At 70.5% G+C, this 23,338-nt stretch carries 19 protein-coding genes and 1 pseudogene; 6 read left to right on the forward strand and 14 right to left on the reverse strand.

Going from position 1 to position 23,338, the window contains the following annotated elements; all coding sequences use genetic code 11:
- Positions 1-256 precede the first annotated feature (256 nt).
- Positions 257-1,612 carry an IS4 family transposase gene (locus ABZ807_RS20895; protein WP_357160316.1) on the forward strand — a complete coding sequence of 452 codons (1,356 nt, stop codon included), beginning with the start codon at positions 257-259 and terminating at the stop codon, positions 1,610-1,612.
- A gap of 344 nt (positions 1,613-1,956) precedes the next feature.
- Here ABZ807_RS20895 and ABZ807_RS20900 read toward each other — a convergent pair whose 3' ends face one another.
- Both ABZ807_RS20900 and ABZ807_RS20905 read right to left on the reverse strand, forming a co-directional pair.
- Positions 1,957-2,304, reverse strand: coding sequence for a VOC family protein (locus ABZ807_RS20900; RefSeq protein ID WP_357160318.1), 348 nt, complete (start codon positions 2,302-2,304; stop codon positions 1,957-1,959).
- A gap of 174 nt (positions 2,305-2,478) precedes the next feature.
- A complete protein-coding gene (locus tag ABZ807_RS20905) occupies positions 2,479-3,570 on the reverse strand; it encodes a DUF6461 domain-containing protein (protein WP_357160321.1) in 1,092 nt (363 codons plus the stop codon).
- A 358-nt stretch (positions 3,571-3,928) separates the two neighbouring features.
- On the opposite strand from ABZ807_RS20905, the gene ABZ807_RS20910 reads away from it, so the two are divergent.
- Positions 3,929-4,291 (forward strand): hypothetical protein, encoded by a 363-nt coding sequence (locus ABZ807_RS20910; protein WP_357160324.1) that lies wholly within the window; start codon positions 3,929-3,931, stop codon positions 4,289-4,291.
- Between the two features lie 83 nt (positions 4,292-4,374).
- On the opposite strand, the gene ABZ807_RS20915 is transcribed toward ABZ807_RS20910, so the two are convergent.
- The 8 genes from ABZ807_RS20915 to ABZ807_RS20950 are packed head-to-tail and all read right to left on the reverse strand — an operon-like array spanning position 4,375 to position 13,442.
- A complete protein-coding gene (locus ABZ807_RS20915; RefSeq protein WP_357160327.1) occupies positions 4,375-6,015 on the reverse strand; it encodes a DUF4127 family protein in 1,641 nt (546 codons plus the stop codon).
- On the reverse strand, positions 6,012-6,725 hold the full coding sequence (locus ABZ807_RS20920; RefSeq protein ID WP_357160330.1) for a putative N-acetylmannosamine-6-phosphate 2-epimerase: 714 nt from the start codon (positions 6,723-6,725) through the stop codon (positions 6,012-6,014). The genes ABZ807_RS20915 and ABZ807_RS20920 overlap by 4 nt, the downstream gene beginning before the upstream one ends.
- Before the next feature lie 48 nt (positions 6,726-6,773).
- Positions 6,774-7,673 (reverse strand): ROK family protein, encoded by a 900-nt coding sequence (locus tag ABZ807_RS20925; RefSeq protein ID WP_357160333.1) that lies wholly within the window; start codon positions 7,671-7,673, stop codon positions 6,774-6,776.
- Positions 7,670-8,512, reverse strand: a complete 843-nt coding sequence (locus ABZ807_RS20930) for a carbohydrate ABC transporter permease (RefSeq protein ID WP_357160336.1) — start codon at positions 8,510-8,512, stop codon at positions 7,670-7,672. Before ABZ807_RS20930 ends, ABZ807_RS20925 begins: the two co-directional genes overlap by 4 nt.
- Complete coding sequence (locus ABZ807_RS20935; protein WP_357160339.1) at positions 8,502-9,449, reverse strand: sugar ABC transporter permease; 948 nt, start codon at positions 9,447-9,449, stop codon at positions 8,502-8,504. The genes ABZ807_RS20930 and ABZ807_RS20935 overlap by 11 nt, the downstream gene beginning before the upstream one ends.
- 7 nt (positions 9,450-9,456) lie before the next feature.
- Complete coding sequence (locus ABZ807_RS20940) at positions 9,457-10,737, reverse strand: sugar ABC transporter substrate-binding protein (protein ID WP_357160342.1); 1,281 nt, start codon at positions 10,735-10,737, stop codon at positions 9,457-9,459.
- A 23-nt stretch (positions 10,738-10,760) separates the two neighbouring features.
- Entirely contained in the window at positions 10,761-12,356 is a 1,596-nt protein-coding gene (locus tag ABZ807_RS20945) for an FAD-dependent oxidoreductase (RefSeq protein WP_357160345.1), read from the reverse strand.
- 39 nt (positions 12,357-12,395) lie between these two features.
- The gene (locus ABZ807_RS20950; protein ID WP_357160348.1) at positions 12,396-13,442 is read right to left on the reverse strand and encodes a LacI family DNA-binding transcriptional regulator; all 1,047 of its coding nucleotides are present in this window, start codon (positions 13,440-13,442) and stop codon (positions 12,396-12,398) included.
- 470 nt (positions 13,443-13,912) lie between these two features.
- Here ABZ807_RS20950 and ABZ807_RS20955 point away from each other — a divergent pair, with 470 nt between their 5' ends.
- Entirely contained in the window at positions 13,913-15,271 is a 1,359-nt protein-coding gene (locus tag ABZ807_RS20955; RefSeq protein WP_357160350.1) for a hypothetical protein, read from the forward strand.
- A gap of 167 nt (positions 15,272-15,438) precedes the next feature.
- On the opposite strand, the pseudogene ABZ807_RS20960 reads toward ABZ807_RS20955, so the two are convergent.
- Positions 15,439-16,025: pseudogene (locus ABZ807_RS20960) on the reverse strand (transposase); the annotation flags it as partial.
- Positions 16,026-16,226: 201 nt separating this feature from the next.
- Between ABZ807_RS20960 and ABZ807_RS20965 the strand changes: the two are divergent.
- Both ABZ807_RS20965 and ABZ807_RS20970 read left to right on the forward strand, forming a co-directional pair.
- Positions 16,227-16,601 carry a hypothetical protein gene (locus ABZ807_RS20965; RefSeq protein WP_357160353.1) on the forward strand — a complete coding sequence of 125 codons (375 nt, stop codon included), beginning with the start codon at positions 16,227-16,229 and terminating at the stop codon, positions 16,599-16,601.
- Between the two features lie 76 nt (positions 16,602-16,677).
- The gene (locus ABZ807_RS20970; protein ID WP_357160355.1) at positions 16,678-16,995 is read left to right on the forward strand and encodes a hypothetical protein; all 318 of its coding nucleotides are present in this window, start codon (positions 16,678-16,680) and stop codon (positions 16,993-16,995) included.
- 22 nt (positions 16,996-17,017) lie between these two features.
- On the opposite strand, the gene ABZ807_RS20975 is transcribed toward ABZ807_RS20970, so the two are convergent.
- From ABZ807_RS20975 to ABZ807_RS20985, 3 genes are read right to left on the reverse strand one after another with little or no spacing between them, the layout of a single operon-like run.
- Positions 17,018-18,481 carry a hypothetical protein gene (locus ABZ807_RS20975; RefSeq protein ID WP_357160358.1) on the reverse strand — a complete coding sequence of 488 codons (1,464 nt, stop codon included), beginning with the start codon at positions 18,479-18,481 and terminating at the stop codon, positions 17,018-17,020.
- 17 nt (positions 18,482-18,498) lie between these two features.
- On the reverse strand, positions 18,499-19,395 hold the full coding sequence (locus ABZ807_RS20980) for a hypothetical protein (RefSeq protein WP_357160361.1): 897 nt from the start codon (positions 19,393-19,395) through the stop codon (positions 18,499-18,501).
- Positions 19,392-19,766: a hypothetical protein gene (locus tag ABZ807_RS20985; RefSeq protein WP_357160364.1), complete on the reverse strand. Its 375-nt coding sequence runs from the start codon at positions 19,764-19,766 to the stop codon at positions 19,392-19,394. Before ABZ807_RS20985 ends, ABZ807_RS20980 begins: the two co-directional genes overlap by 4 nt.
- A gap of 98 nt (positions 19,767-19,864) precedes the next feature.
- On the opposite strand from ABZ807_RS20985, the gene ABZ807_RS20990 reads away from it, so the two are divergent.
- Complete coding sequence (locus tag ABZ807_RS20990; RefSeq protein ID WP_357160367.1) at positions 19,865-23,314, forward strand: CHAT domain-containing protein; 3,450 nt, start codon at positions 19,865-19,867, stop codon at positions 23,312-23,314.
- Positions 23,315-23,338: the final 24 nt, after the last annotated feature.

A 23,338-nucleotide genomic window follows, 5' to 3' on the forward strand; every position in this document is an offset into this window, starting at 1 on the left:
CACCAGCGATGGTGGCACCGCGCGGCGAAACGGTAATCCACCCAGACGCCGTGTGTTCCACACGCAGCGTGGAGGGAATCTCCGTCCTTTAGGACAAGGCCGTGAAGTTAAGGCGTTGGACGTGGTGTCAAGGGTTGTCTGAGCATGGTGGTGGGTGCCGGTAACGAGGCAGCGGGACTCCGGTAGAACGGCTTGTCGACCAAGACCAGCCATCTACGGGGGAGTCCCGCTGTCTGAGCATTCTGTCATCACGCGGGTGATCACGGTGGCGAAGGGCGTGTTCGCGCCGGGCCATCTCGGAGAACTCACCCGGATCGTTCCGTTCGAGATGGTCGACGCCGTGCTGGCCGACACCGGCCGCACGCAGCAGCGTCTGCGGCTACTGCCCTCACGGGTGGTGGTGTACCTGCTGCTGGCGGCGGGGTTGTTCGCCGAGGTGGGCTACCTGGGTGTGTGGGACAAACTCGTCGCTGGTCTGCACGGGCTCGGGTGGGTCCGTCCGTCGGCGACCGGGCTGTGGCATGCACGGGTCCGGGTCGGTGTCGCACCGTTGCGGGCGTTGTTCGATCTGCTGCGCGGTCCGGCGGCCGGGATCCGCACGGCCGGGGTGTGGTGGTGCGGCCTGCTGGTGACCGCGATCGATGGGACCGTGTTCGACGTACCCGACTCGCCGGGAAACGTCACGGGGCTGGGGAAGAACCGCAGCCAACACGGTACCGCCGGGTACCCGCAGGTCCGTCTGGTGGCCCTGGTCGCCTGCGGCACGAGGGCGGTCATCGACGCGGTGTTCGGCCCGAAGAGCCAGGGTGAGACCACCTACGCGACGCGGTTGATACGCAGCCTGCACCCGCGGATGATCGTGTTGTTGGACCGCGGCTTCGACGGCAACACGTTCCTGGCCGCGGTGGCGGGTACCGGCGCGGACTTCCTGGTCCGGTTGAACGGCAACCGGAAGCCTCCCGTGCTCGCCAACCACCACGACGGGTCGTACACCTCGATCATCGCTGGGGTCCGAGTCCGGATCGTCGCATGTGAGATCACCATCTCCACGACCGCCGGCACGCATACCGGTGTCTACCGGCTGGCCACCACTCTGCTCGATCACCGGCGGTTCCCGGCGCTCGAGATCGTGAAGCTGTATCACGCGAGATGGGAGGTCGAGTCCGCCTACCTGGAGATCAAATCAACAATGCTGGGTCGAAGGGTGCTGCGCTCACCCATCCCGGCGCTCATCGCCCAGGAGATCTACGCCCTGCTCACGGTCTACCAGGTTGTATGGACCGCGATCGCCGACACCGCGGACGCCGCCGGCGGCGTCGACCCGGACCGGGCCAGCTTCACCACCGCCGTGCAGGCAGCCCGGGACCTGATCGTGCAGGCCGCCAACGTCATCGCCGAGACCACCATCGACCTCATCGGGACCATCGGAGGTCACCTACTCGACAACCTCATGCCCGACCGGCGACTACGGATCAGCCCCCGCGCCGTGAAACGACCCCTGTCCCGCTACGCCTACAAAAGCCTCGGCGTCGACCGCAAGAGTTACCTCGCGACCCTCAGCATCGACATCATCGCAGGCCAACCCGCATTGACAGACCAGGGCGATCCTTAACTTCACGGTCTTGTCCTTTAGGACGGAGAGAATGTCAAGCAACGAGATGACCGGCAGGCCCGTCGGCGACCACTCGTGGCCGACGGCCGCCTAGCGTCCAGCCGATGATCGCTCCGGCTCGCCGATTAGCAAAGATGCGGCCTATGAACCATGAGCATCACGTCTTTCGCAACCCACCGCCGGCAACACCGGGCGAGGTGCGTGCGGCGGTCGATCGCGGCGAGTTCTGCTGCTTCTAGGGCGCTCGTTGACCGGCGGAGACGTCACGCTCCGCACGAGTCACCAGTTCGCCGGACTCGACAAGGGGGCTTGTCGGGACGGTAGGCCGTTGGCCCTTCTGCCGGTCAGCGGTGGCTGACGACGTTGACCACCTTGCCGTCTGGGTCGCGGACGAAGAAGCGCCGGACGCCCCACTGCTCGTCGGTAATCGGGTGCACGATCTCTGCGCCCGTCGCGCGTACCGCCTCGTAGGCGGCGTCGACGTCGTCGACCTCGACGCTGAGGTCCGGGTTTACGGAGGCCGCTGCATCTTTGGTGATGAGGATGACCTGGGCGGTGGGGTTGGACGGTGAGACCAGGTTGATCACCCAGCCCAGGTTCATCTCCTCGCGGAAGCCCAAAAGCTGGTAGAAGCCGCTGCTCACGACCGGGTCGGCGGTTGTGACATCGGGCACGGCACGGCGAATCGTCATGCCCGGATTTTGGCATGCGAAGTACTGGCTCGTACGGGTAGTGGGCCCCGCTCACCAGGCGCCAGGGCGGACGCTGCGGAGCGTCGAACCTTGGCGTGCCGCGGCATCCTGATCTAGCCGCGAAGCGCTCGTCACTGAAGGGTGACGTCGGGTTCATGCTCGGTGATGGACGGCTTATTTCAGCGGGGTTGGGGTGGCCTGAAGGGCGTGGATTACCGTTTCAACGGTTTCCGGACCGCCGAATGCCCTGATGGTCGAGGTCAGTGGCTTCACCGCGGTCAGGACCGCGACGCGGGGGTCAGGGTCGAGCACACCGCGCAGCGCTGTCGTGAACCAGCCGAGCGCGTACGCGGCCGTGCGCTGCTCGTTAGTCATCCGGTGGCGGTTGCTGTCGTTTAGTGACCAGCTGGCGCGGTCCTGTTCCGTCAGCCAGGCCCGGACATGGTGGCCGAGGTCGGAGTCCACCGCGACGATACCGCCGCCGGCCGACAGCAAGTGTTGGGTGAGACCCGGTGTGTCGGCCAGGCCGAGCGCCGCCGCTTGGCGTCGCACCTCGTCCACCGCGACGGCCCGTTGGACCGCCGGGTCGGCAGCGTCTATGACATCGATGAGGCGGTCGAACGTCGGCGAGTACGGGTCTCGCCGAATCAGGTCCCCGGCGACTGCACCGGTGGCGAACCAGGGCTCGATCTGCGCCGACAGCAGTGTTCGGGACAGCAGGTCGGTTGGCACCGTGGTGCCGGTGATCCGTTCGGCGAGGAGGATCGCACGGGCCACCGCGTACCCGTCGTACTCGTCGTCTGCTGGAAGGATGCCCACCGCGAGCATCTCGTCGTGCAGCCGGTCCGGGGCCGCGCCCCATATCCGCCCCTCGACCGGCGCCTCCGGCGGAAACGCCACAACCATAGCCCCGCTGGCTGCGTACCCGAAATGGTGCGACGCGGCGTAGTTGTGTCGCAGGACGTTGACGGCCTCGGTGCCCCGAGACACGGCCTGCAGTAGGTCCCGGTCGGATCCGTGGAAGCCGTGCGGCTCGATCACCATCGACCAGCCGTCGAGGGCTACCGCGGCGGCCATCCGCGGATAACCTAGATCGAATTCGTGCATCATCGCGCCAGCATCGGGCAACATGCGCCACTCGACCGTGTCGGGGTAGGCGCCAATACGCCGCAGCGCTTCGGCCTCGTCAACCCCTTTGACAAACGTCAGACAGAAGATCTCCCCAAAATCGTCGCACACCCGCTGCACCCGCCCAAGATCAGTCACAAGGCCCGATCCTACGGACCCGGGCCACTCGGCGGAGGTGCCCCCGGAACGTCGCAGCGGCGGCGCGACAAGTGGCTGCGAAGCGGATATCGGATGGGTGCGGCTCCTTCGCTGGGAAGATCATCGCCGGTCGAGCTGGTGTGATGTGCTGGGTGACAACGTAAAGAGGCTCCTTCGGTCTACTTTGCTGGGTGTCGAAGCCAGGCAGGTAGAGAAGGAGCCCGATGGCGTGTACGCGCAGTCCGGCACGTCGGCGGGGTTTGGATCGTCCCGGGCGCGGTTTGAGGAGATCGTTGGCTAACTGGGTCGTGCCGACAGCGGCGGGCTGACCCACGCCGAACTGGAGGACCAGCTCACGGTGCAGGGGCGTGAGCTGCTGCGGCAGCTGCAGCAGGACCACTTGGATCTTCGTGCGGTGCGGGAGGAACGGCTGGCGGTTGTCGTCGGTGACGACGCGGTGGCGCGGCGGCACGCCGAGCCCGGTCACGCCCGCAGCCTGGCCATGGTGTTCGGGCAGGTGACGGTGGAACGGATCATGTACCGGGCCAAGGCCGTCGACAGCCGAGTCGTCGCCGACGCGAAGCTCAACCTGCCCGCCGGCACATACTCACCCGGGTTGCGGCGGCTGGCCGCGCAGGCCGCGGCGCGTGGTTCGTTCGAGCAGGCGCAGGCGGCCATCGCGCAGGCCACCGGGGTCACAGTGGGTAAACGGCCTGGGTAGGAGGCGGCACCGGCGACCGTCCGTGCGGTGGCCGGCACCGGTCGCGCCGGCAGGCCTCCTGCCGGCGCGACCGGATGTGCTGGTCAGGACAACTGCAGCCGGGGCTCCAGGGTCACCTCGAAGAGCCGGTCCCACGGCAGCTCCACCCGCACCGACTCGAACCGCGCCAGGGTCGCCGTGAACGTCTTCGCGCCCCGCCGGCCCAGCACGATCCGGTGCCCGGCGAAATGGTCGGCGAAGTACCGCGCGGTCAGCGGCACCAGCCGCTCGCGTACCCAGCCGTCGAAGTAGGTCTTCTGGTCGGGGGTGAGCGCGAGCGGGTTCCAGCCCTGCGCCCGGGCGTGCGCGTACGCCTCGACCTGCACCACGTTCTTCCACGGGTCGTCCTTGACGAACCGGTAGAGCAGGTACTCGGCGTGCGCCACGCCCGGCTCACGCAGGTCGGGCACCCCGTATCCACTGCCCGATGAGCGCAGGTGGGCCCAGCGGGCGGTGCCGTGACCCAGCGCCAGCCCGAGGGCGTTGCCGCCGGTGTTCCACCCCGAGTACGACAGCAGCGCGGCGAGGTCCAGCCGGTTCTCCATCTGGGAGACCAGGTCGTGGTCGGCCTTGTTCACGATCAGCGGGTCCACCACGATCACCGGCGTGCCGGCGGCCAGCAGGTCGCCGATCCGCCCGACGAAGGCGTCCAGGTCGGCGGCCCGCTGCCCGGGCGCCGCCGAGGGGGTGTTCACGGCGAGCACAATGTCCGCGTCGCCGCTCACCACCCGTCCACCGATGGCGGCGACGTGCCGGCGGATGTTCTCCGCGAACGGGATGCCCTCCAGCTGCGCGGTCCAGTTCTCGCCCGAGACGCCGGCGTACTCCATCCGGTAGCTGGGCGTGGTGCCGGCGGCGACCACCCGGGCGACCAGCAGCGCGTCGACCTCGTCGGCGCCGGGGAAGATCTCCACCCGGTCGCCGACGCCGAGCCGCGCCACCAGCGCCTCCAGCTCCACCCGCTCCGCCCGGGCCAGGCCGACCGGCGCGGTGTCGTCCTCGGAGAGCACGAGGTGGCTGATGGTGCCGTCGGCGACCCACTCGACCATCAGCCGGTTGACCTGGTGGTTGCGGGCCCGCGCGGCGAGGTAGTCCTCGACGACCTGGTCTGGGATCTGCGCCCGGACGGCGTCCAGTCGGGCCCGCAGCTCCTCCTGCCCGAGGTTGACCACCTGGTCGTAGAGCTTCGCCCACTCGACCAGCAGGTCGCGGTACCTGTCCAGGTCGGTGCCCGTGCTGGTGATGGCGAGCCGCTGGATGGTGTCGTGCACCTCGATCACCACCCCGGGCCGGGTGGTGCGCAGGTTCCGGATCGCGGCCAGGTTCTCCAGGGTGGTGGCCAGGGTCGGGGAGGCGGTGCGGGAGGCGATCAGGCCGCCGTAGGCGAGCATGCTCACCGAGATCACGTACCCGTCGACGCCGTCGGTGGCGCCGAGCCAGCGGGCGATGGCGGCCCCGTCGCCGGGGGTGAAGAAGCGGCCCAGCAGTTCCCGGGGCGGCAGCAGCACGTGGGCGCCGGCGCTCGCCGCGGTCATCTGCGGGCAGTAGGTGTTGACCGGCCGGTCGTCCAGCGGCACCAGCGCCACGGTCAGCTGCCGGTCGGCGGGCGCGGCGAACGCCGGCCGACCGATGGCCGTGGTGACCAGCCCGGCCACGCCGGTGGCCAGGAGGGTGCGTCTCTTCATCTGTTCTCCCTGTTATCTGGGGTGCCCGCCGCGCGGGGGGCGGCCGGCACGAGCCGGCGGGTGATCCACAGCGGTGAGGTGACGGCGTTGCCCATCACCACCGCGTGCGCGCCGGCCTCGAAGGCCGCGCTGATCTGCTCCGTGGTGCGGTACCGCCCTTCGGCGATCACCGGCACGGGTAGCTGTGCGACGAGTTGCGCCACGAGCCCGAGGTCGGGCCCGTCGGTCTGTGGGCTGGCCGGGGTGTAGCCGGACAGCGTGGTGGCCACGGCGTCCGCGCCCGCTTCGACGGCGGCGACGCCCTCGGCCGCGGTGGACACGTCGGCCAGGACCAGCGCGTCCGTATGCTCGTGGATCGCGCGTACCGTGTCGGCGAAGGTGCGCCCGTCCGGCCGGGGACGGTCGGTGGCGTCGACCGCGACGATGTCCGCCCTGGCCCGCGCCACCTTGAGCGCGTGCGCCGCCGTCGGCGTGATGAAGACGCCCGCCGTGCCATGTTTGTACAACCCGATCACCGGCACACCGACCGCGGCGCGCACCGCCCGGACGTCGTCCGGTCCGTTCACCCGCACCGCCACCGCGCCGCCGCGTACCACCGCGGCGGCCACTCTGGCCTGCACGTACGGGTCCCGCATCGGGTCGTCCGGCTCGTCGGGCAGCGGCTGGCAGGACACCACCAGCCCGCCGGCCAGGTCGTCGAGCACACTCACGCCTTTTGGTCCTTTCGCTGATCCGGGTACGGCTCCCGCCGTCACCGTTCACTCCGATGTGCCCAGGGCCAGCCGGGCCGCGCCGACCACGACGGCGTCGGCGCCCAGCGCGGCCGGCAGCAGCGGCACGTCGGCCCAGCCCGCGGGCAGCTCGGCCGCGTAGGCGGCCGACGCGGCGGGCAGCAGCGCGCCAGCGGCCCCGCCAGCCACCAGAACGGCCGCCGGGTCGAGCAGGGCCACCAGGCCCGCCAGGGCAGCGCCGAGGACGCGGCCGGCCCGGTCCACGACCTGCCGGGCGACCTCGTCTCCGGCCGCCGCGCGGTCCGCCACGGCCCGCCCGGTGACTCGGGTGCCGGTTGCGATGGCGTAGGCGGCGGCCAGCCCGGTGCCCGACGCGATCGCTTCCAGGTGCCCGTACCGGTCGCACCCGCACCGCAGCCGGTCGGCACCGGGCGCCGGCAGATGCCCCACCTCGCCGGCGGCGCCGCGCGCACCGGCCTCGACGCGGCCGTTGCGCACGATCGCCCCGCCGAGGCCGGTGCCGACGGCCGCCAGCAGCACATGAGCCCGGTCCCGGCCGGCGCCGGCCCAGCACTCGCCCAGCGCCGCGGCGTTCACGTCGTTGGTGACCCGTACCTCTCGACCCAGCCGCGCGGCCAGCGCGTCGGCGACCGGAGTGCCGGTCCAGCCGGGCAGGCTGTCGGTGGCGTACCGGATGCTGCCGGTCGCCGGGTCGACCGTGCCGGCGGTGCCCACCCCCACCGGCCCGGCGCCGGCCGCGCCCAACAGGTCGGCGGCCAGCGCGGCGGCGGCGTCCAGCACCGCCTCGGGCCCGGACCGGGCGGGGGTGGACACCTCCCGCCGCTCCAACACCTCCCCGCCCGGGCCGACCAGCGCGGCCGCCGTCTTGGTGCCGCCGATGTCGACCCCGACCACCGCGGCCGTCATCCCTTCAGGCCGGTGTGCGCGAGGCCCTCGACGAACTGCTTCTGCGCGATGACGAACACCACCAGCACCGGCAGCGCGGTCATCGACGCGGCGGCGAGCTGGACGTCCCACATCGGGCCGCCGTAGGCGTCGACGAACTGGGTGAGCGTCTGGGGCAGGGTGAATTTCTCCGGCGAGGAGAGGAACACGATCGGTTCCAGGTAGAGGTTCCAGCTGTGCAGGAAGGTGAAGATCGCCACCGCGCCCAGCGCGGGCCGGGACAGCGGCAGGGCGATCCGCCAGAAGGTGGCGAATCGGCCCAGCCCGTCGACCCGGGCCGCCTCCTCCAGCTCGCCGGGGAGGCTGATGAAGAACTGCCGCATGATGAACGTCGCCAGCACGCTCGGCGCGCCGAAGATCGGTACCAGGATCAGCGGCCAGTGGGTGTTGATCAGGCCGAGCTTGAAGAACATCTGGAACAGCGGCACGATCGTCACTTCGCTGGGGATGAGCAGACCCGCGAGGACCACCAGGAACAGCACGTTCTGGCCACGGAACCTGATCCGCGCGAAGGCGTACCCGGCCAGCGCCGACACGGCCAGCGTGCCGATTGTGACCACCAGCGCGATGTAGAGGCTGTTGAGGTACTGCTGCCCGAACGGCTGCAACTCGAACACCCGCCGGTAGGCGTCGAGCCGCGGGTTGACCGGCAGTAGTTGCGGCGGGAAGGCGAAGATGTCCGCCACCGGCTTCAGCGACGAGGTGACCATCCACCAGGTCGGGAAGACGAACGGGATCGCCAGGACCAGCAGCACCCCGTAGAGCACCAGCTTGGTCCGCCGCGACAGGTCACGACTCATGGAAGACCCATCTCTTGCGCATCTGCCACTGCAGCACGGTCAGCGCGAGCACGATGACGAACAACAGGATCGACAGCGTGGCGCCGTAGCCGAAGTGGTGGAACTGGAATGCCTGCTGGTAGAGGTAGTAGACGAGCACGGTCGTCGAGGTGCCGGGCCCGCCCTGGGTGAGCACCGCGATCTGCGCGAACACCTGCAGCGACCCGACCACGGTGATGATCGACGTGAGCAGGATCGTCGGGCTGATCAGCGGCACGGTGATCAGCCCGAACTGCCGCATCCGGCTCGCTCCGTCCACCTCCGCTGCCTCGTACAGATTCGCCGGCACGCCCTGCAGGGCAGCCAGGAACAGCACCATGTTCAGGCCGACGTTCTTGAACACCTGCACGACGATGACCGACAGCATCGCGGTGCCCTCGCCACGCAGCCAGTTCGGCCCGTCCACACCCATCGTGTCGAGCAGGCTGTTCACCCCGCCGTTGTCCTGCAACAGGAAGCCCCACACGATGGTCCAGGCCACCAGCGAGACCACCACGGGGGAGAAGAACAGGGTGCGGAACAGGATCGTGCCCCGCAGCTTCTGGTTGAGCAGGACGGCCAGCAGCAACGCGAGGCTGAGGTTGAACACCACGAGGCCGATGGAGAACAGCCCGGTGGCCCGCAGCACCGCGCCGAGGTTGGGGTCCTCGGCGAGCGCCTGGTAGTTGTCGGCGCCGGCGAAGTCGAACGTCCCGGCGAGCACGTTCCACTCGTGCAGGCTGTACCAGACCACGAGGATCAGCGGCAGGATCACGAAGATGGCGCTGCCGAGCAGTTGCGGGGTGATGAGCAGGTAACCGGTGAGCTGGTCGCGGCGGCGGCTGGTCCAGAACGGCCGCGCCCGGCCCAGGGTGGGCCGGGCCTCGACCGAGCCCACCCTGGTGTCCGTCCGGGTCATGATCTGCCTACTTCGCCAGCAGCGGCTGGATCTTGGCGCATACCCCGTCGAGGACGGCCTTGACGTCCGCGTCCGGTTGCCACAGCGGGTCGAGCCCGGCGCGTACCTGCTGGCTGAGCTCGGCCTGCCCGGCGTGGTTGGGCTTGACCACGCCGTTGGTGATGCCGTCGATGACGACCTTCTGCAACTGCTCCGGCTTGAGCTTCGGGTTCGCCTTGGCCAGCGTCTCGGCGGTCAGCTGCGACTGGCGCGGCGGCGGGAAGAACTGGGCGAGCTTGGCCGAGTTGGTGGGGTTGGTGAGGAACGCGAGGAAGTCGGCGGCGACGTCGGCGTGTGGGCTCTTCTTCATCACCCCGATGCCGCCCTGACCGAACACCGAGTACGGTCCCTTCGGGCCGGCCGGCAGCGGGACGAGGTCCCAGGCGAAGCCGTCGTCCTTCAGCAGCGACGCGCGGGAGATCTGGGTGATCGTCATGGCGGCGTCACCGGCGAAGAAGTCGGCGGTGGTGCCCGGGCCGGGCAGCGCCTTCGTGGTGAAGATGGCCTTGTGCAGGGTGGTCATCGCGTCGACCATCTCCGGGCTGGCGAAACCGCAGCTCTTGCCGTCCTCGCTCCACGCCCGGGCGCCCCACCCGGTCCAGAAGGTGGACAGGTTGTCCCAGCCCTTGTAGTCGAAGTCCCGGATCACCAGCCCGGCCTTGCCGGCCTTGCCGTTGACCGCCGCAGCCGCGGCCAGCGCGTTGTCCCAGGTCCACTGCCCGGCCGCGATCAGCTCGGCCGGCGTCTTCTGCCCGGCCTTCTTCAGCAGGTCGGTGTTGACGAACACCCCGAACGGCGAGGTAGAGAACGGGTAGCCGTAGAGCTTGCCGTCGTTCTGCCAGAGCTTGAGGGTGGCCGGCGACAGGTCGTCGTACTGGTAACCGTCGGCCTTCTTGAGCGTGTCGTCGAGCGGCAGCAGCGCGCCCGAGGCGACGAAGTCCGGTGCGGAGCTCTCCAGTACCCACGCCAGGTCGGGCGCGTTCCCGCCGGCGATCTGGGTGGTCAGGGTGGTGCTGTAGTTCTCGAACGGGATGGGGTCGAACTTGATCTCGGCGACGTCTGGGTGGGTCTTGCGGTACTCGTCGGCGATCTCGTTGAACAGCTTCAGGTGCGCCTCGTTGGCTGACCAGACGGTCATCCGCAGATTGGCCGGGCCGTTGTCCTTTGCCTCGCCGCCACCACAGGCGGACAGCGCGAGGACACCGGCCAGCGCTGCGGCGACAACAGTCGAACCCTTTCCTGGTTTCATTATCTTCTCCTCACCGGGGGTGTTTAGTAGCCCGCGATCTGCGGCCAGCGGCGTTGCACGCCGGCGGCTGAGACGCGGTCGGTGAATTCGGCCAGCAGGCGGGGGGTGCCGCGGACCGCACGCGGGGACTCGCCCCGCGTCAGACAGAAGTCGGCCAGCAGGCCGGCGACCTCGCCGACGTTCCACTCGACGGGGTGCAGCCGGTAGCTGCCGTTGGTGATGTGCGTGGTGCCGATGTTCTTGCCGGTCGGCAGCAGGTTCTCCATCCGCTGCGGGATCAGCGCACCGAGCGGAATCTCGAACGGGCAGGAGCCGACGTCGATGTAGTTGTCGCCGCCGGTCGACGGATGCAGGTCGATGCGGTACATCCCCACGCCGACCGAGTCGGGGTAGTGCACGGCGCCGTGCTCACCCCGCACCGCCAGGGAGAGGTCCTGCTCCACGACCGTGTACTCGGCCCGGATGCGGCGCGACTCCCGGATGTAGGGCGCCTGCGCCAGGCCGTCCGGGCTGCCGGTGACGTCCCCGCGTAGCCGCAGCCCGGGAAAGCCGGTGCCGCCGTCCGGCCGGGGCGCCTCCGTCTGCAGCCAGTAGAGCACCGAGTACGACAGCTCACGGGCCTTGGCCAGGTGCCACGACGCGTTCGGCACGTCGATGACCGGACCCTCGAAGTAGTCGATCATCGGCCAGTTGACCAGCGTGATGTCGCTGCCGTACGCCCCGTCGGTGAAGTTGCGCCGGGCGGCGATCCGTCGGAACGTCCACAGGTTGCCGTCACCGGGGTTGACCCGCTGATCGGCGTTGACGCTCAACGGGTCGTCGTCCGGGTTGGGGGTGAAGCTGCGCTCGACGATCTCCAACGTGCGCGGGTGCGGCGACCGCCACGACAGCAGCCGGTCACCCCAGAAGTCGGGCTTGTAGTCGCGCCAGAAGTCGTACCCCGCGGGGCGGTCGATGGTGTGATCGCCGTCGACGTGGTCGACGGCGAAGCAGACCGACACGGCCTGCATGTTCAGCGGCTGCGCCTGCGCCGGTGCGCTCGGCTCCCCGGTCTCGGCCTGCGACTCGAACCCGGTGACGTACTCGGTGCCGGTCAGCGGCAGCAGCTCACCGGTCTCGGTGGCGTCCAGGATGTACGGGGCGACCACGTCGATCCGCTCGTCCCGGTCCCGGTGGGCGAGGGTGACGCCGGTGACCCGGTCCCCGTCGGTCTCCGCGGCGACCGGCCGGTACGGCTGGAGCACGTTCAGCCGCCCCGACCCCCGGTACGGCGCGAGCATCTCCTCGAGGACGGCGACGGCCACCCGAGGCTCGTGGCAGAGCCGGCTCACCCAGCCGGCCCCCGGGTTGAGGTCGGTCCAGGCCCGGGAACGCTCGGTCAGCGGGTAGTGGCGACGGTAGAAGTCGCGGATGCCGTTGCGCAGGGCCCGGTAGCTGGCGGTGGCGCCGAACTGCTCGATCCAGGAGTGCTCGTCCGGCGGCACCGCCTGGCTGGTGAGCTGCCCGCCGAGCCAGTCGAACTCCTCGGTCAGGATCACGGACCGGCCGGCCCGGGCCGCGGCGAGCGCCGCAGCGACCCCGCCCAGTCCGCCCCCGACGACGAGGACGTCCGCACGCATCTGTACCACTTGCTTCCTTCCAGTTGCGCGGCCAACCGCTCAGCGTCGGTCGACCGCCGGATCAGGGGTGCCGAGGGTGTCGCCCTCGACGAGTTCGCAGGGGAGGAGTCGCTGCTGGAGGCCGCCTGCGCTGCCGTCGATGACGCCCGTCAGCACCTCGACCGCCTGCCGGCCCATCTCCTCCCGCGGGATGCGGAACCCGGTGAACGCGATGTCGGTGGGGACCGGGACCGTCGGGTCGCCCAAGGTCACGATCGACAGGTCGCCAGGCGCCGTGAGCCCACGCCGACGGGCGGCCGACTCCAGCGCCACCGCCGTGGCGAAGCCCTCCACGAAGGCCACGGTGGTCCCGTCGGCCAGCAGGTCGTCGAGACTCGCGTCGGCCTCCCCGGCCTCCGCAGCCACCTGGCGGGCGCTCTCCGCCGTCGTCGCAGCGGCGAGGTACCCCCGGCGGCGGTCCTCGGAGGACTCGGCGGTCATGCCCATGCCCACGTACGTCAGGCGCCGGTGACCGCACCGCAGCGCCCGCTCGACGAGCCGGGCCACCGCCGTCGCGTAGTCGGCACCGACGTAGGGCACCGGTCCGCCGGCGTCGTCGCGGCGCCCCACGGCGACGTACGGAAATCCGTCGCGGTTGAGCCGGTGCAGTTCCGCGCCGTCGATCTCGCGCCCGAGCAGGATGCACCCGTCGGCCAGGCGCAGCCGGTTGTCCTGGTGGAAGATGCGTCGCCGGCCGTCCACGACCGGTGCGCTGGTGAACAGCAGCAGGTCGCAGCCGACCCGTTCGGCGTACTCCTCGATACCGAGCAGGAACGGGTGGAAGAAGTCCCGGCTGCCACTGGGGAAGGCCGGCTCGTACGTGAAGACGCCGATGATCCGGTTGAACCGCGAGGCGAGGCGGCGGGCCACGGGGTCCGCGGCATACCCGGTCTCGGCGATGACCCGCAACACCCGATCCCGGGTCTCCGGCGCGATGCGGACCTCGGCGTCGGCCCGGTTGTTGAGCACCAGCGACACCGTCGCCTGACTGACACCGGCCAACCGCGCAATGTCACGTTGGGTGACGCGTCTGGGGGGAGTAGTCACGACGGGTCCTTCCGGTGCGGCTAATGCGTATTAGCGCTCGGCGTTGGGAAGGAGCCTGGCGCGCCGGCCGGCCCGTGTCAAGAGGATGAACAGAGATTTCGGCGGGATGAACTCCCTGAAGTAATGCGCATTAGCAAGAACCGGTCCAGGTGGCGCGGCGCCCGGACGCCGGGGATGTGCCCGGCGCTGGGGGAGGCGCGACGACCTCTTGACAGGAGCCCTGCCGAGAGAGCAACATTCGAGAAACATAGATGCTAATACGTATTAGCGCGGCGGTCCAGAAGGGGCCTCCGACGTTCGATGACCCATGTGCTCTTACTGAGAGTTATCGCCCGCCGCTCGGCGCCCTGCCCGGGCCGGCGCGGAGCGCCGCACCCGGGACAGCAGCCTTCCGTGCCGCCGCCAGCGATGGCGTTCGCCCGGCGTGCACCGTCGCGACCAACATCCGGACCGACAGAAGGGGAAGACGCATGACGAGACCACCCGCCCCATCACCCCGACGCGCTGCCATGGCGGCCGCCGGCGCCGGCCTGCTCGTCGCCGCCATGACCGGCGCCACCCCGGCCGCCGCCGACCCTGACCTCGGCTTCCCCCAGTTCACCTACGTCGGCACCGCGTTCGACAAGAGCACCCTCGCCTACAACCCGACGAACGAGTTCATCTTCCCGAGCGTCATCCGGGCCGCCGACTACTTCCCGAACCCGCTCGGCACCTACTACCTGTACTACGCGCCGCACGAGCGTCCCGGCGGGATCGCCCTCGCCTACGCCGACTCGATCGACGGCCCGTGGACCGAATACGACGCCAACCCGCTGATCAGCAACACCTGGCTGCCGTACTACTCCACGGTCAGCCACATCTCCTCACCGCATGCAGTGTGGATCGAGGGCGAGCGCAAGCTGTTCCTCTACTTCCACGGCGAGAACTCCATCACCCGGTACGCGACCTCCGACGACGGCATCCACTTCAGCTACGGCGGCACCGCGATCAGCCGGAACGAAACCACCGGCGGGGAGACCTCCTACGCCCGGGTGTTCGAGCAGTCCGTGCCACGCCTGGGCACGCGGTACCTCATGCTCTTCATGGACAACCCCACCGCGGCGCCGCCCGGACCGACCGGACCGGTGTCCCGCCGGATCCGCTGGGCCGTCTCCAACGACGCACGGACCTGGGCCATGCAACCCGAACCCATCGTCACTCCACAGGGCGTCGAAGGCCCGAACGCCTCAGGGCCGTTCTTCCTCCGCTGGAACGACCGCAACCTGGTCATCTACCACGCCGCCGACGGCAACATGCACGCGGTGGACGTCGGGGAGGACTTCGACCAGGAGATCCACCTCGGCATCGTCCACGACTCGATGTCCGCCGCACCCGACCTCGGCCGCTCGGCTGCGCCGACGTTCTACTTCGACGGGCGTACCGCGCACATGTACTACGAGGCCGGCGGCCGACTCACCGCGACCATCGGGCACGCCACCGCCACCCTGGCGAACCCTCTGCCGGTACGGCAGCTGGACTGCACGGTGGACCGACCGGTCCTGTGGCCGCCGAACCACGAGCTGGTCGACGTCACCGTGACCGTGGACCTGCACGACGGGGTACTCGGCCCGAACGCGTTCGCCCTGACCAGCGTGACCGGCGGTGACGCCACCGACGTCAACGGCTTCGCCACCGGCGCGCCGGACACCAGCGGCAAGCTGCGGGCCGAGCGCGCAGGGAACGGCGGGGATCGGGTGTACCACCTGACGTACACCGGCCACGACGAGGTCGGGCGACCGGTCGGCTGCACGGTCACCGTCACCGTCCCGCATGACGAGGGCGCCGACTAGCGGGCGGCTGCGACCGTTCGGCGCGGTCGGCACTGGTCGGCTTCCAGACATGCGACCCGGCCCCGGGTCGACGCGACAGCGCGGATCCGGGGCCGGGTCGTGGCGGAGCGACTCAGGCTGCGGGAACAGGTGTTGCCCGGCGGGACTGCCCTGGGTTTGGTTGACTCCCGCCGGGTCAAGCCCTTGCGCTTGGCGAGCACCGACCAGATCCGCTGTTGTGAGCAGAGTCGGGCGACCCGGTTCGCGCCGGCGGTGAACCCGTGGGCGGGTAGTTCGTCGGCGATGAACCGATACCCGAACGCAGGACCGTCGCCATGGATGTCGAGGGCGGCGTTGATCAGGTAGGCGTCCTCCAGGTCACGCCGGCTGACCGGGGTCTTCTTCCACGCGTAGTACGCCTGCATGCTGAAGCCCAGCGCCCGGCAGGTCACCGCGACGGGGATCCCGTCCGCGGTCAGGTCCGCGACCAGCGGGCACGTCATTTTGGGGAGATCTCTTTAGCAAAGTAGGCCGCAGCTCGACGCAGGATCTCATTCTCTTGCTCAAGGACCTTGTTCCGCCTGCGCAGCTCTCGCAGCTCGGCCGACTCGCTGCTGGTAGCCGGGCGGACGCCGTCCTCAACGTCGGCGAGCCTCAGCCAGCGGTGCAGGCACGCCTCGGAGATCCCGAAGTCCTTCGCGATCTGCCTCAACGGCGCCTCGCCCTTGCGGGCGACCGCGACCACGTCACGACGGAACTCCAGCGAGGAACACATCCTCACAGGTCAGGAGTCAACCGAGCCGGGGGCAGTCCCCCCGCTCCGACAGGATGACAGGCGTGGAGACCGACGATATTGAGGTTCCGTGAACTCATCCACCGGATGCATCCGTGTTTCCCATAGACGCGCGTGTTACGCGCGTGTCAGGCGCAACTGATCCACGGGCAACGTCCCACTACAAGGCCCTAGGAGGCCCAGATGACAGCTTTGACTCGCACGCGCAAGGCGTGGCGACCGGTCCTGATCGGCGCCCTCGCCCTGGCCGGGATGGCCACCACCGCGACGCCGGCAAGCGCAGCGACCACCAACCGCACCGGACTCTGCAACAAGTCAACCTACTCGTCGACCCTGGAGTTCCCCTCGCGTGGCGGGTTCTCTAGCTGGCTGATCGCGCCGGGCAAGTGTTGGAGCGTCGAACTCACCGCCGGCAGCACTGAGCGTGTCGACGTGTATGGCCACAGCAACGGCGTGACGGTCTTCATCGGCTGGCGGACGATCAAGACGGGCGAGCACAACGTGTTCCGGACCTACGGCTCGATCTCCTCGCCTTCCTTCACCCTCTCACACAACTGACGGCCCACAATCGCCCCGCGCGCCCTTTGGGCCCGCGGGGCGATTGCGTAGTCGGGCGGCGAGGCTCTGAGCAGGAGTGTTCTCCCACATCACCATGAACTGGCAGGGCCGGCCGCTGACCAGCCGCGAGGTCATCGGGCCCGTCCCCGCAACCGGCGGAACCCGTGCCCGGCTCATGCTCGGCGAGCACGTCATCGGATGCGTCAGCAGCAGCGTGAGCTTCTCGCCCAGCTTCGGCAGCGGCATCGACACCAGCGACCTTGCCTGGTACGCGGCGGACTGCCGCACGGACGCCGAGCAGACCCGATGTGCGGACGGGCTGCGCCGCCGTCATGATCCGCTTACAGCTGGTCCCACCTGGGCGGATGAGGTTTTCGGCAAGGGCAGCCTCTGATCTGGGCGGCCGCTGGCGTGCGCTACAACTCCGCCGCACGCCGGTACAGGGACCGCGCCTCGTCGAGCGCCGCGAACTCGCCTGTGCGGTGATGCTTCAGCTCCAGCACCGCGGCGAGGCTCCGCAGCGGACCCGCCTCGGCGGGACCGGCCGCCACCACCCGGCGCAGCAGCGTGACGGCCTCCTCCAGATCGGCCACCTCGCCCGTCAGCTGGTAGCGGTCTGCGAGCCACGCCGCCAGGTTGTTGAGATCCTCCCACTGCGGCGTGGCGGCGACCAGTTGCCGGCCCAGGGCGATTGCCTCGTCGAGATCCTGCCGGCGGTCCGTCGTCCGGAAGCGGTTGCCGAGATCCACCGAGAGTCCGGCGACCTGGGACCGGTACGCCGGATCGTCGGTTCGGAGCGTGCCCACCACCCACCGCCCGAGGTCGATGCACTCGTCGAGATCGCCGGGCCAGCTCCGCGCCTGGTATCGCTGTCGCAGCGCCATCAGCAGGCCCTGCCGTCCGGACATCGGGTCGGCGCCGACGCTCGTACTGAATTCACGGCACAGTTCGATCGTGCGGTCCAGCAGCGTGGGTTCCCGGTCGACAACCTCCAGCAGACCGGCCAGGACGGTGCTGAGCTGGGCGACCCGGTCCTGACCCGCCGCCGGCCCGGACGCGAGACAGGCCAGCGTGAGCTCGGCGACCTCGCCGATTCGCGCCGGGTCCCCGTTGTGCCGCAGCCAGAGCCCGCCGGCCATGCAGACCGCGCCCCGATGTGACGGTTCTTCCGTCATGGCGAACAGCCGGCTGCCGGTGGTGACCGCGTCGTCGAGATCCGTGGGATCGTGCGTGGCCGCGAACCGGTAGGTCAGGGCCGAGACCAGCAGTGCCAGGAAGTGCGCCGGGTCGGGCGGCTCGTCGGCGAGCACCTCGCGCAGCCACGAGATCAGTTCCGTGGCCACCTCTGGATCATTGTCCAGTTGCACCACCTGGTGCAGCGCGAGCGAGAACATCATGGCGTCGTGACGCTGCCGGTCGGGATCCCGGCCGGGCGCTCGGGCCGCCTGGCGCAGCAACGCGACCGCCTCGTCGAGTGCGGCCCGGTCACCCGTCCGCTGGTGTTCTTCGAACCGCCGGTTGCCCTCGTTCGACGCGGCTCCGGCACGGAGCGCGCTCGTCGTGTGCCCGGTCCGGTCGAACATGTCGGCCAGCATCCGTGGCACCAGCTCCGGCCGATCCCGGTGCACGTGGACCATCAACTCGATCGTGCGTTGAAAGTCGGGCGTGTCCTGTCCGTTGCCCTGCTCGCCCCAGCGGCACCAGTACAGTCCACCGACGACGTAGCACACGTCGATGTCGTGCCCTGGATCTGCGACGGACGCCAGCAGCCAATTCGCCTCCCGTACCGCGGCCGGTTCCAGGATCGGGCGAGTGTCCCCGGTGGTCGTGTAGCGGGCAAGCCGCGCGCGGATGGCGTCGAGAAGCTGATCCCTGTTCACGACCGATCGCCTTCCGGTCAGTTGTCCTTGCGGAGCAGCGAGGTCAGCTGTTCACCCACGTCCCGGGTGAGCCGCTGCGGACAGTCGACGCCCATCATGGCAGCGAGATCGCGGCCGTGCACGTCCACCGCCGACTCCAGCAACTCGGCGAGGGCGGAGCCGGTGGCCCGTCCCCGGCGCCAACCGACCACCGCCGTCCCGGCGCCGACCAGCAGCGCGGGCCAGCACGCGACGCCAAGCAGGAGATAGGCGACGCCCCACGCCACCAGTTGGGTCGCCGACGAGAAGTCCGACCTGGCCACCTGCAGCGCGGCCCGCGCCTGCTCGGGCAGCACGAGCCACAACCGGGGCCACGCGGAGACCAGATCCAGGTGATACGCCGACAGCACGCGCAGGTCCGCCGCGTCGATCCGGTCGCCGAGCCAGAACGCGCGGCGCGGCGCGGTGAGCGCGATACGGTCGCGGGCCAGCGCGAGGCGCTCCGCGTCCCGGGCCAGCGCGGTGGCGTCGACCGATCCGGTGACGTGCGCCCGGCCGGCCGCCAGCAGCGCGGATTGGTACCGCTGCTCGGCGGCCTCCCAGCGCCGCAGCCGCCGACGCGTGAGCAGTCGCGTCACGGGGAGGGTGGCCTCCGCGAGCCAGATCCGTTCGATAACCGAGCCAAGGGCTCGTACGGCGAGGCCGACGAGCGCGGCGCCGGCGGCCAACCCGAGCAGGACTACGCCGAACGTGCCCGCGCTCCGCGTGGCCGGGTCCGCGGCCAACTGGTCGACGCCCCTGGTCAGCCCGCCGATGTCGGTGCCGTAGCGCAGGGCGGCGACGGCCACCATGAGATACAACGCGCCGGGCAGCACCAGCAGTTGCCACCACCGGTCGGCGAGTTTGCCGCCGATGGTCTCCAACAGCTTGATCACGGGCGCAGCCGGACAGGCTCGAGCGGCCTACCGAACACCCGGCAGGTGCCGTCCCGACCCGGCCGGGCCACCCGTGCGCAGCGACCGCCCGGGCAGGTCATGACCTCCAGCACCGGGTGGCCGCCGAGGCCGGGCAACTGCGGCGGCGCCGACCGGTGCGAGCCGAGGCCACCGGCGTACCCGGCGCGCAGCAGTTGGTCGTCCAGTTCGTCGAGGCACTCCGCGAGGGCCGCCGGATCCTCGCCCGCGCGAACCCGCTCGGCGATCGACGTCGCGAGAGTACGCATCGGGCCCTCTGCGGCGAGCGGGCCGGCCTCCTCGTCGAGCCGGGCGCAGAGCACGGCGAGCTGTTCCTGCGCGAGCGTCTCCACCCTTGCCCTTCTTCGGCCCGGCCCCGGACTTTCGGGCCATGGTAGCGGGTTCGCGCCTCCCGTCTCGACGGCTTGCGTCGGCGTGGAAAGCTGCTGGGATGGTCGACCGGGTGCGGGCGAGGGTGCGACGGTACCTCGATGACGGCGACAGCCAGGCCGTGCTCGAACCCGCCGCCCTCGACGACGCGACCGCTCTGCTGGTCGCCGGGGGCGGTGATCCGACCGTCGACCACGCCGTCGGGCTGCTGTACCTGTGCCGACACATGGCCTGCGGGGCGTCGGGGACGACGCGGGACGCGCGGCGGGCGGCGCGGCTGCTGGTCCCGTTGGCCGACCAGGTCCCACCCCGGGTGCTGGAGCAGCTGCGCCAGGTCGGCACGACGGCCGACGAGTGGCAGCACCAGGCATTCGACCTGGTCGAAGCGGGGTGCCCGGACGAGGCGGTCGAGCTGCTGGAAGACGCCGTGGCGGCGACCGTACCGGGTTCACCGGAACGGCTCGCGTGCCTGACGAACCTGTACGTGGTGGTTCGCGCCGCGGGTGGGGACGTGGTCGGGCTGACCGACCTGGGCAACGAGGTCGTTGCGGCCGCCGGCGGCAGGCTCGACGACGACCTGCTGTCGTTCGTGGCGGTGTTCGGTGAGGACCTGCGCAACCGCTTCGCCCGTACCCGGGAACCGTCCACGCTCGACCAGGCGATCGCCATGCTCCGGCACGCCGCCGGGTCGCTGAAGCAGGACGACCCGAACAAGGTCGCCGCGACGGCGGGCCTGTGCTCCGCCCTGACGGACCGGTTCGAGGCGGCCGGGGACGTCGTCGCACTGAAAGAGGCCCTGGACGTCGGACGACGCGGATCGCGCGAACTTCCCGAGCGGGACCGCAACTTCCCCGGCTTGCTGGACCGTGCCGCGGAGGCGGCACAAGGGCTGGCCACCCGTACGGGCGATGACTCCCTAGTGGCGGAGGCGCTCGCTCTGCGCCGCCGGTGTCTCGACCTCCTCGCGCCGGACGATCCGAGGCTCGCCGCGATGTCGACCAACCTCGCCGCGACCCTGTTGGACGGGCCCGACGACCCGGCTGCACTGGGCGAGGCCGCCCGGGCGACCGACGAGGCCATCCGTACCTCGTCCAGTCCGGAGGTCCGGGTCGCGGCCCTCGACAACCGGTCGACAGCGTTGCGCCGCCTCTACGAGGTCACCGGTGTGGAGAGCGCCCTGCGCCAGGCGATCGAGTCCGGTGAGGAAGCCCATCGGCTCGGCGGCGGCACCATCGCGCTGTCGCTGGCGCGGCAGCGGGAGTTCGACCGGACCGGCGATCCCGCGCACCTCGATCGGGCCGTCGAACTGCTCCGGGTTGCCGTGGCGACCGGCGGGGACACGGTCACCCGGGCCAGGGCGCTGCATCTGCTGGGAACGGCCCTGCTCAAACGGCACACCAGCACGGGCGACACGGTTGCCCTCGACGAGGCGGCGGCGGCGTGTCGGCGTGCCGTCGCCCTGCTTCCCGAGGGCCATCCGGACCGCACCAACCACCTCAACTCGCTGGGCGGCATCCTGCTGAGCCGGTACGACCGTACGGGCGTCGGACCGGTCCTCGCCGAGGCGACCGACGCGTTCCGCGCGGCCGTCGCGGCCACCCCACCGACGCATCCGCGTCGGGCCGGGATGCTGCGCAATCTCAGCAACGCGCTCAGGGGCGCCACAGAGTACGACGAGGCCGTCAGCCTGCTGCGGGAGGCGATCGCCGCCGCACGCCCGGGTGGTCCAGACGAGTCGTCGTTCTGGAACGACCTCGGCATCGCGCTGCGGCAACGGTTCGACCGCACCGGAGACGCGGCGTCACTCGACGAGGCGATCGGTCTGCTGCGGAAGGCGGCGGACGCCGCTCCGGCAACGAGCGCGGCCAGGCCGAGGCGGTTGAGCAACCTGGGTTTCGCGCTCGCGCGGCGGCCGGGTCGGGACGCCGACGTCGCCGCGATGTTCCAGGAGGCGGCGCTGTCACCGCTGTCGCCGACGCCGGACCGGGTCGAGGACGCGCGGGAGTGGGGGCGGACGTGGGCTCGCGGCAGTGACTGGCACCGTGCGCTGGCCGGGTTCGAACTCGCGGTCGAGCTGCTGCCGCGGATCGCCTCGCACGGGGTGGGTCGTCGGGATCGGGAACACGGTCTCGGGCGCTTCGACGGGCTCGCCACCGACGCGGCGGCCTGCGCGCTGCATGCCGGGGACACCGCGAAGGCCGTTCGCCTGCTCGAACAGGGGCGTGGGATCCTCATCGCCCAACAGCTCGACCCGCGGGCGGACCTGACCGCGCTGCGTGCGCGGCACCCCGAACTCGCCGACGCGGTGGACCGGCTCCGGTCGGACCTGGAATCCGGGCCCGGCTCCGCCGCCCCCGCCGGCGGTGACTGGCTCGACAACGCCGGCCGGGAAGCCGACCGTCGGCACGCTCTGAGCCGGGAATGGGAGGGGCTGATCGCGCGCATCCGGGCGCTGCCCGGGTCTGCCGACTTCCTCGCCGCGCCCCCGCTCGACGCGCTGCGGGCGGAGGCTGCCCCCGGGCCGATCGTGCTGATCAACGTCAGCCGCTACCGGAGCGATGCGCTCATCCTCACCGCCGGCGGGACCGACGTCGTGCCGCTACCGGAGATCACGCCGGCGAGGGTCGCCGAACAGGCCGGGGAGTTCCACCGCGCCCTCCACGTCGCGCAAATCCCCGGACCGGACGAGAGGCGGGCTCAGCAGACGCTGACGCGGATCCTCGGGTGGCTGTGGGACGCGCTCGCCGACCCGGTCCTGGACCGGCTGACCGCTGCGGAGCGCGTCTGGTGGTCGCCGACGGGGCAACTGGCGTTCCTGCCGCTGCACGCCGCCGGGCATCACGAACGGCCAGGTCGTTCGGTGCTGGACCGGGTGGTCTCGTCCTACACCCCGACGGTGCGCGCGTTGCGGCACGCGCGGGCCCGAGCGGCGGGGGCGACGGAGCGGGGACTCCTCGCGGTAGCGATGCCCGACACCCCCGGCGCCGCACGGCTACCCCACGCACAGCGGGAAGTCATGCGCCTCGACACCGCCCTCCGACTCACCGGCCCCGAGGCGACGGCGGAGCGGGTGCGGGCCGAGATGACGCGGCACGCACAGGTCCATTTCGCCTGCCACGGCATCAGCGACCAGAGCGAGCCGTCGGCGGGACGACTGCTGTTGCACGACCATGAGAAGGATCCGTTGACCGTGCAGGACGTCGCGCGGCTGGACCTCACCGGCGCGCGGCTGGCGTACCTGTCGGCGTGCCAGACCGCACACGGTGCCACGCATCTGTCCGACGAGGCCGTACACATCACGTCGGCGTTTCTGCTGGCCGGTTATCCGCAGGTCATCGGGACCCTCTGGCGGGTGAACGACCGCGTCACCGGCCTGATCGCCAGGAGCGTCTACCGCGGACTTGCCCACCATGGCTCGGCCGCGGCGTTGCACGCGGCCGTACGCGAATGCCGTGCGACGTACCCAGACACGCCGAGTCTCTGGGGCGCACACATCCACACCGGCGCGTGACCTCGCCCGGCGTGCGCCGCTTGA

The organism is Micromonospora sp. NPDC047548 (assembly GCF_040642975.1).
In the GTDB taxonomy this organism is placed as follows: domain Bacteria; phylum Actinomycetota; class Actinomycetes; order Mycobacteriales; family Micromonosporaceae; genus Micromonospora.

Excerpts from the sequence above, each read along its gene's own strand:
- ABZ807_RS20900 (WP_357160318.1), bottom strand. The coding sequence starts at position 2,304 with ATGACGATTCGCCGTGCCGTGCCCGATGTCACAACCGCCGACCCGGTC.
- ABZ807_RS20915 (WP_357160327.1), bottom strand. The coding sequence starts at position 6,015 with ATGAAGAGACGCACCCTCCTGGCCACCGGCGTGGCCGGGCTGGTCACC.
- ABZ807_RS20925 (WP_357160333.1), bottom strand. The coding sequence starts at position 7,673 with ATGACGGCCGCGGTGGTCGGGGTCGACATCGGCGGCACCAAGACGGCG.
- ABZ807_RS20930 (WP_357160336.1), bottom strand. The coding sequence starts at position 8,512 with ATGAGTCGTGACCTGTCGCGGCGGACCAAGCTGGTGCTCTACGGGGTG.
- ABZ807_RS20935 (WP_357160339.1), bottom strand. The coding sequence starts at position 9,449 with ATGACCCGGACGGACACCAGGGTGGGCTCGGTCGAGGCCCGGCCCACC.
- ABZ807_RS20940 (WP_357160342.1), bottom strand. The coding sequence starts at position 10,737 with ATGAAACCAGGAAAGGGTTCGACTGTTGTCGCCGCAGCGCTGGCCGGT.
- ABZ807_RS20945 (WP_357160345.1), bottom strand. The coding sequence starts at position 12,356 with ATGCGTGCGGACGTCCTCGTCGTCGGGGGCGGACTGGGCGGGGTCGCT.
- ABZ807_RS20955 (WP_357160350.1), top strand. The coding sequence starts at position 13,913 with ATGACGAGACCACCCGCCCCATCACCCCGACGCGCTGCCATGGCGGCC.
- ABZ807_RS20965 (WP_357160353.1), top strand. The coding sequence starts at position 16,227 with ATGACAGCTTTGACTCGCACGCGCAAGGCGTGGCGACCGGTCCTGATC.
- ABZ807_RS20990 (WP_357160367.1), top strand. The coding sequence starts at position 19,865 with ATGGTCGACCGGGTGCGGGCGAGGGTGCGACGGTACCTCGATGACGGC.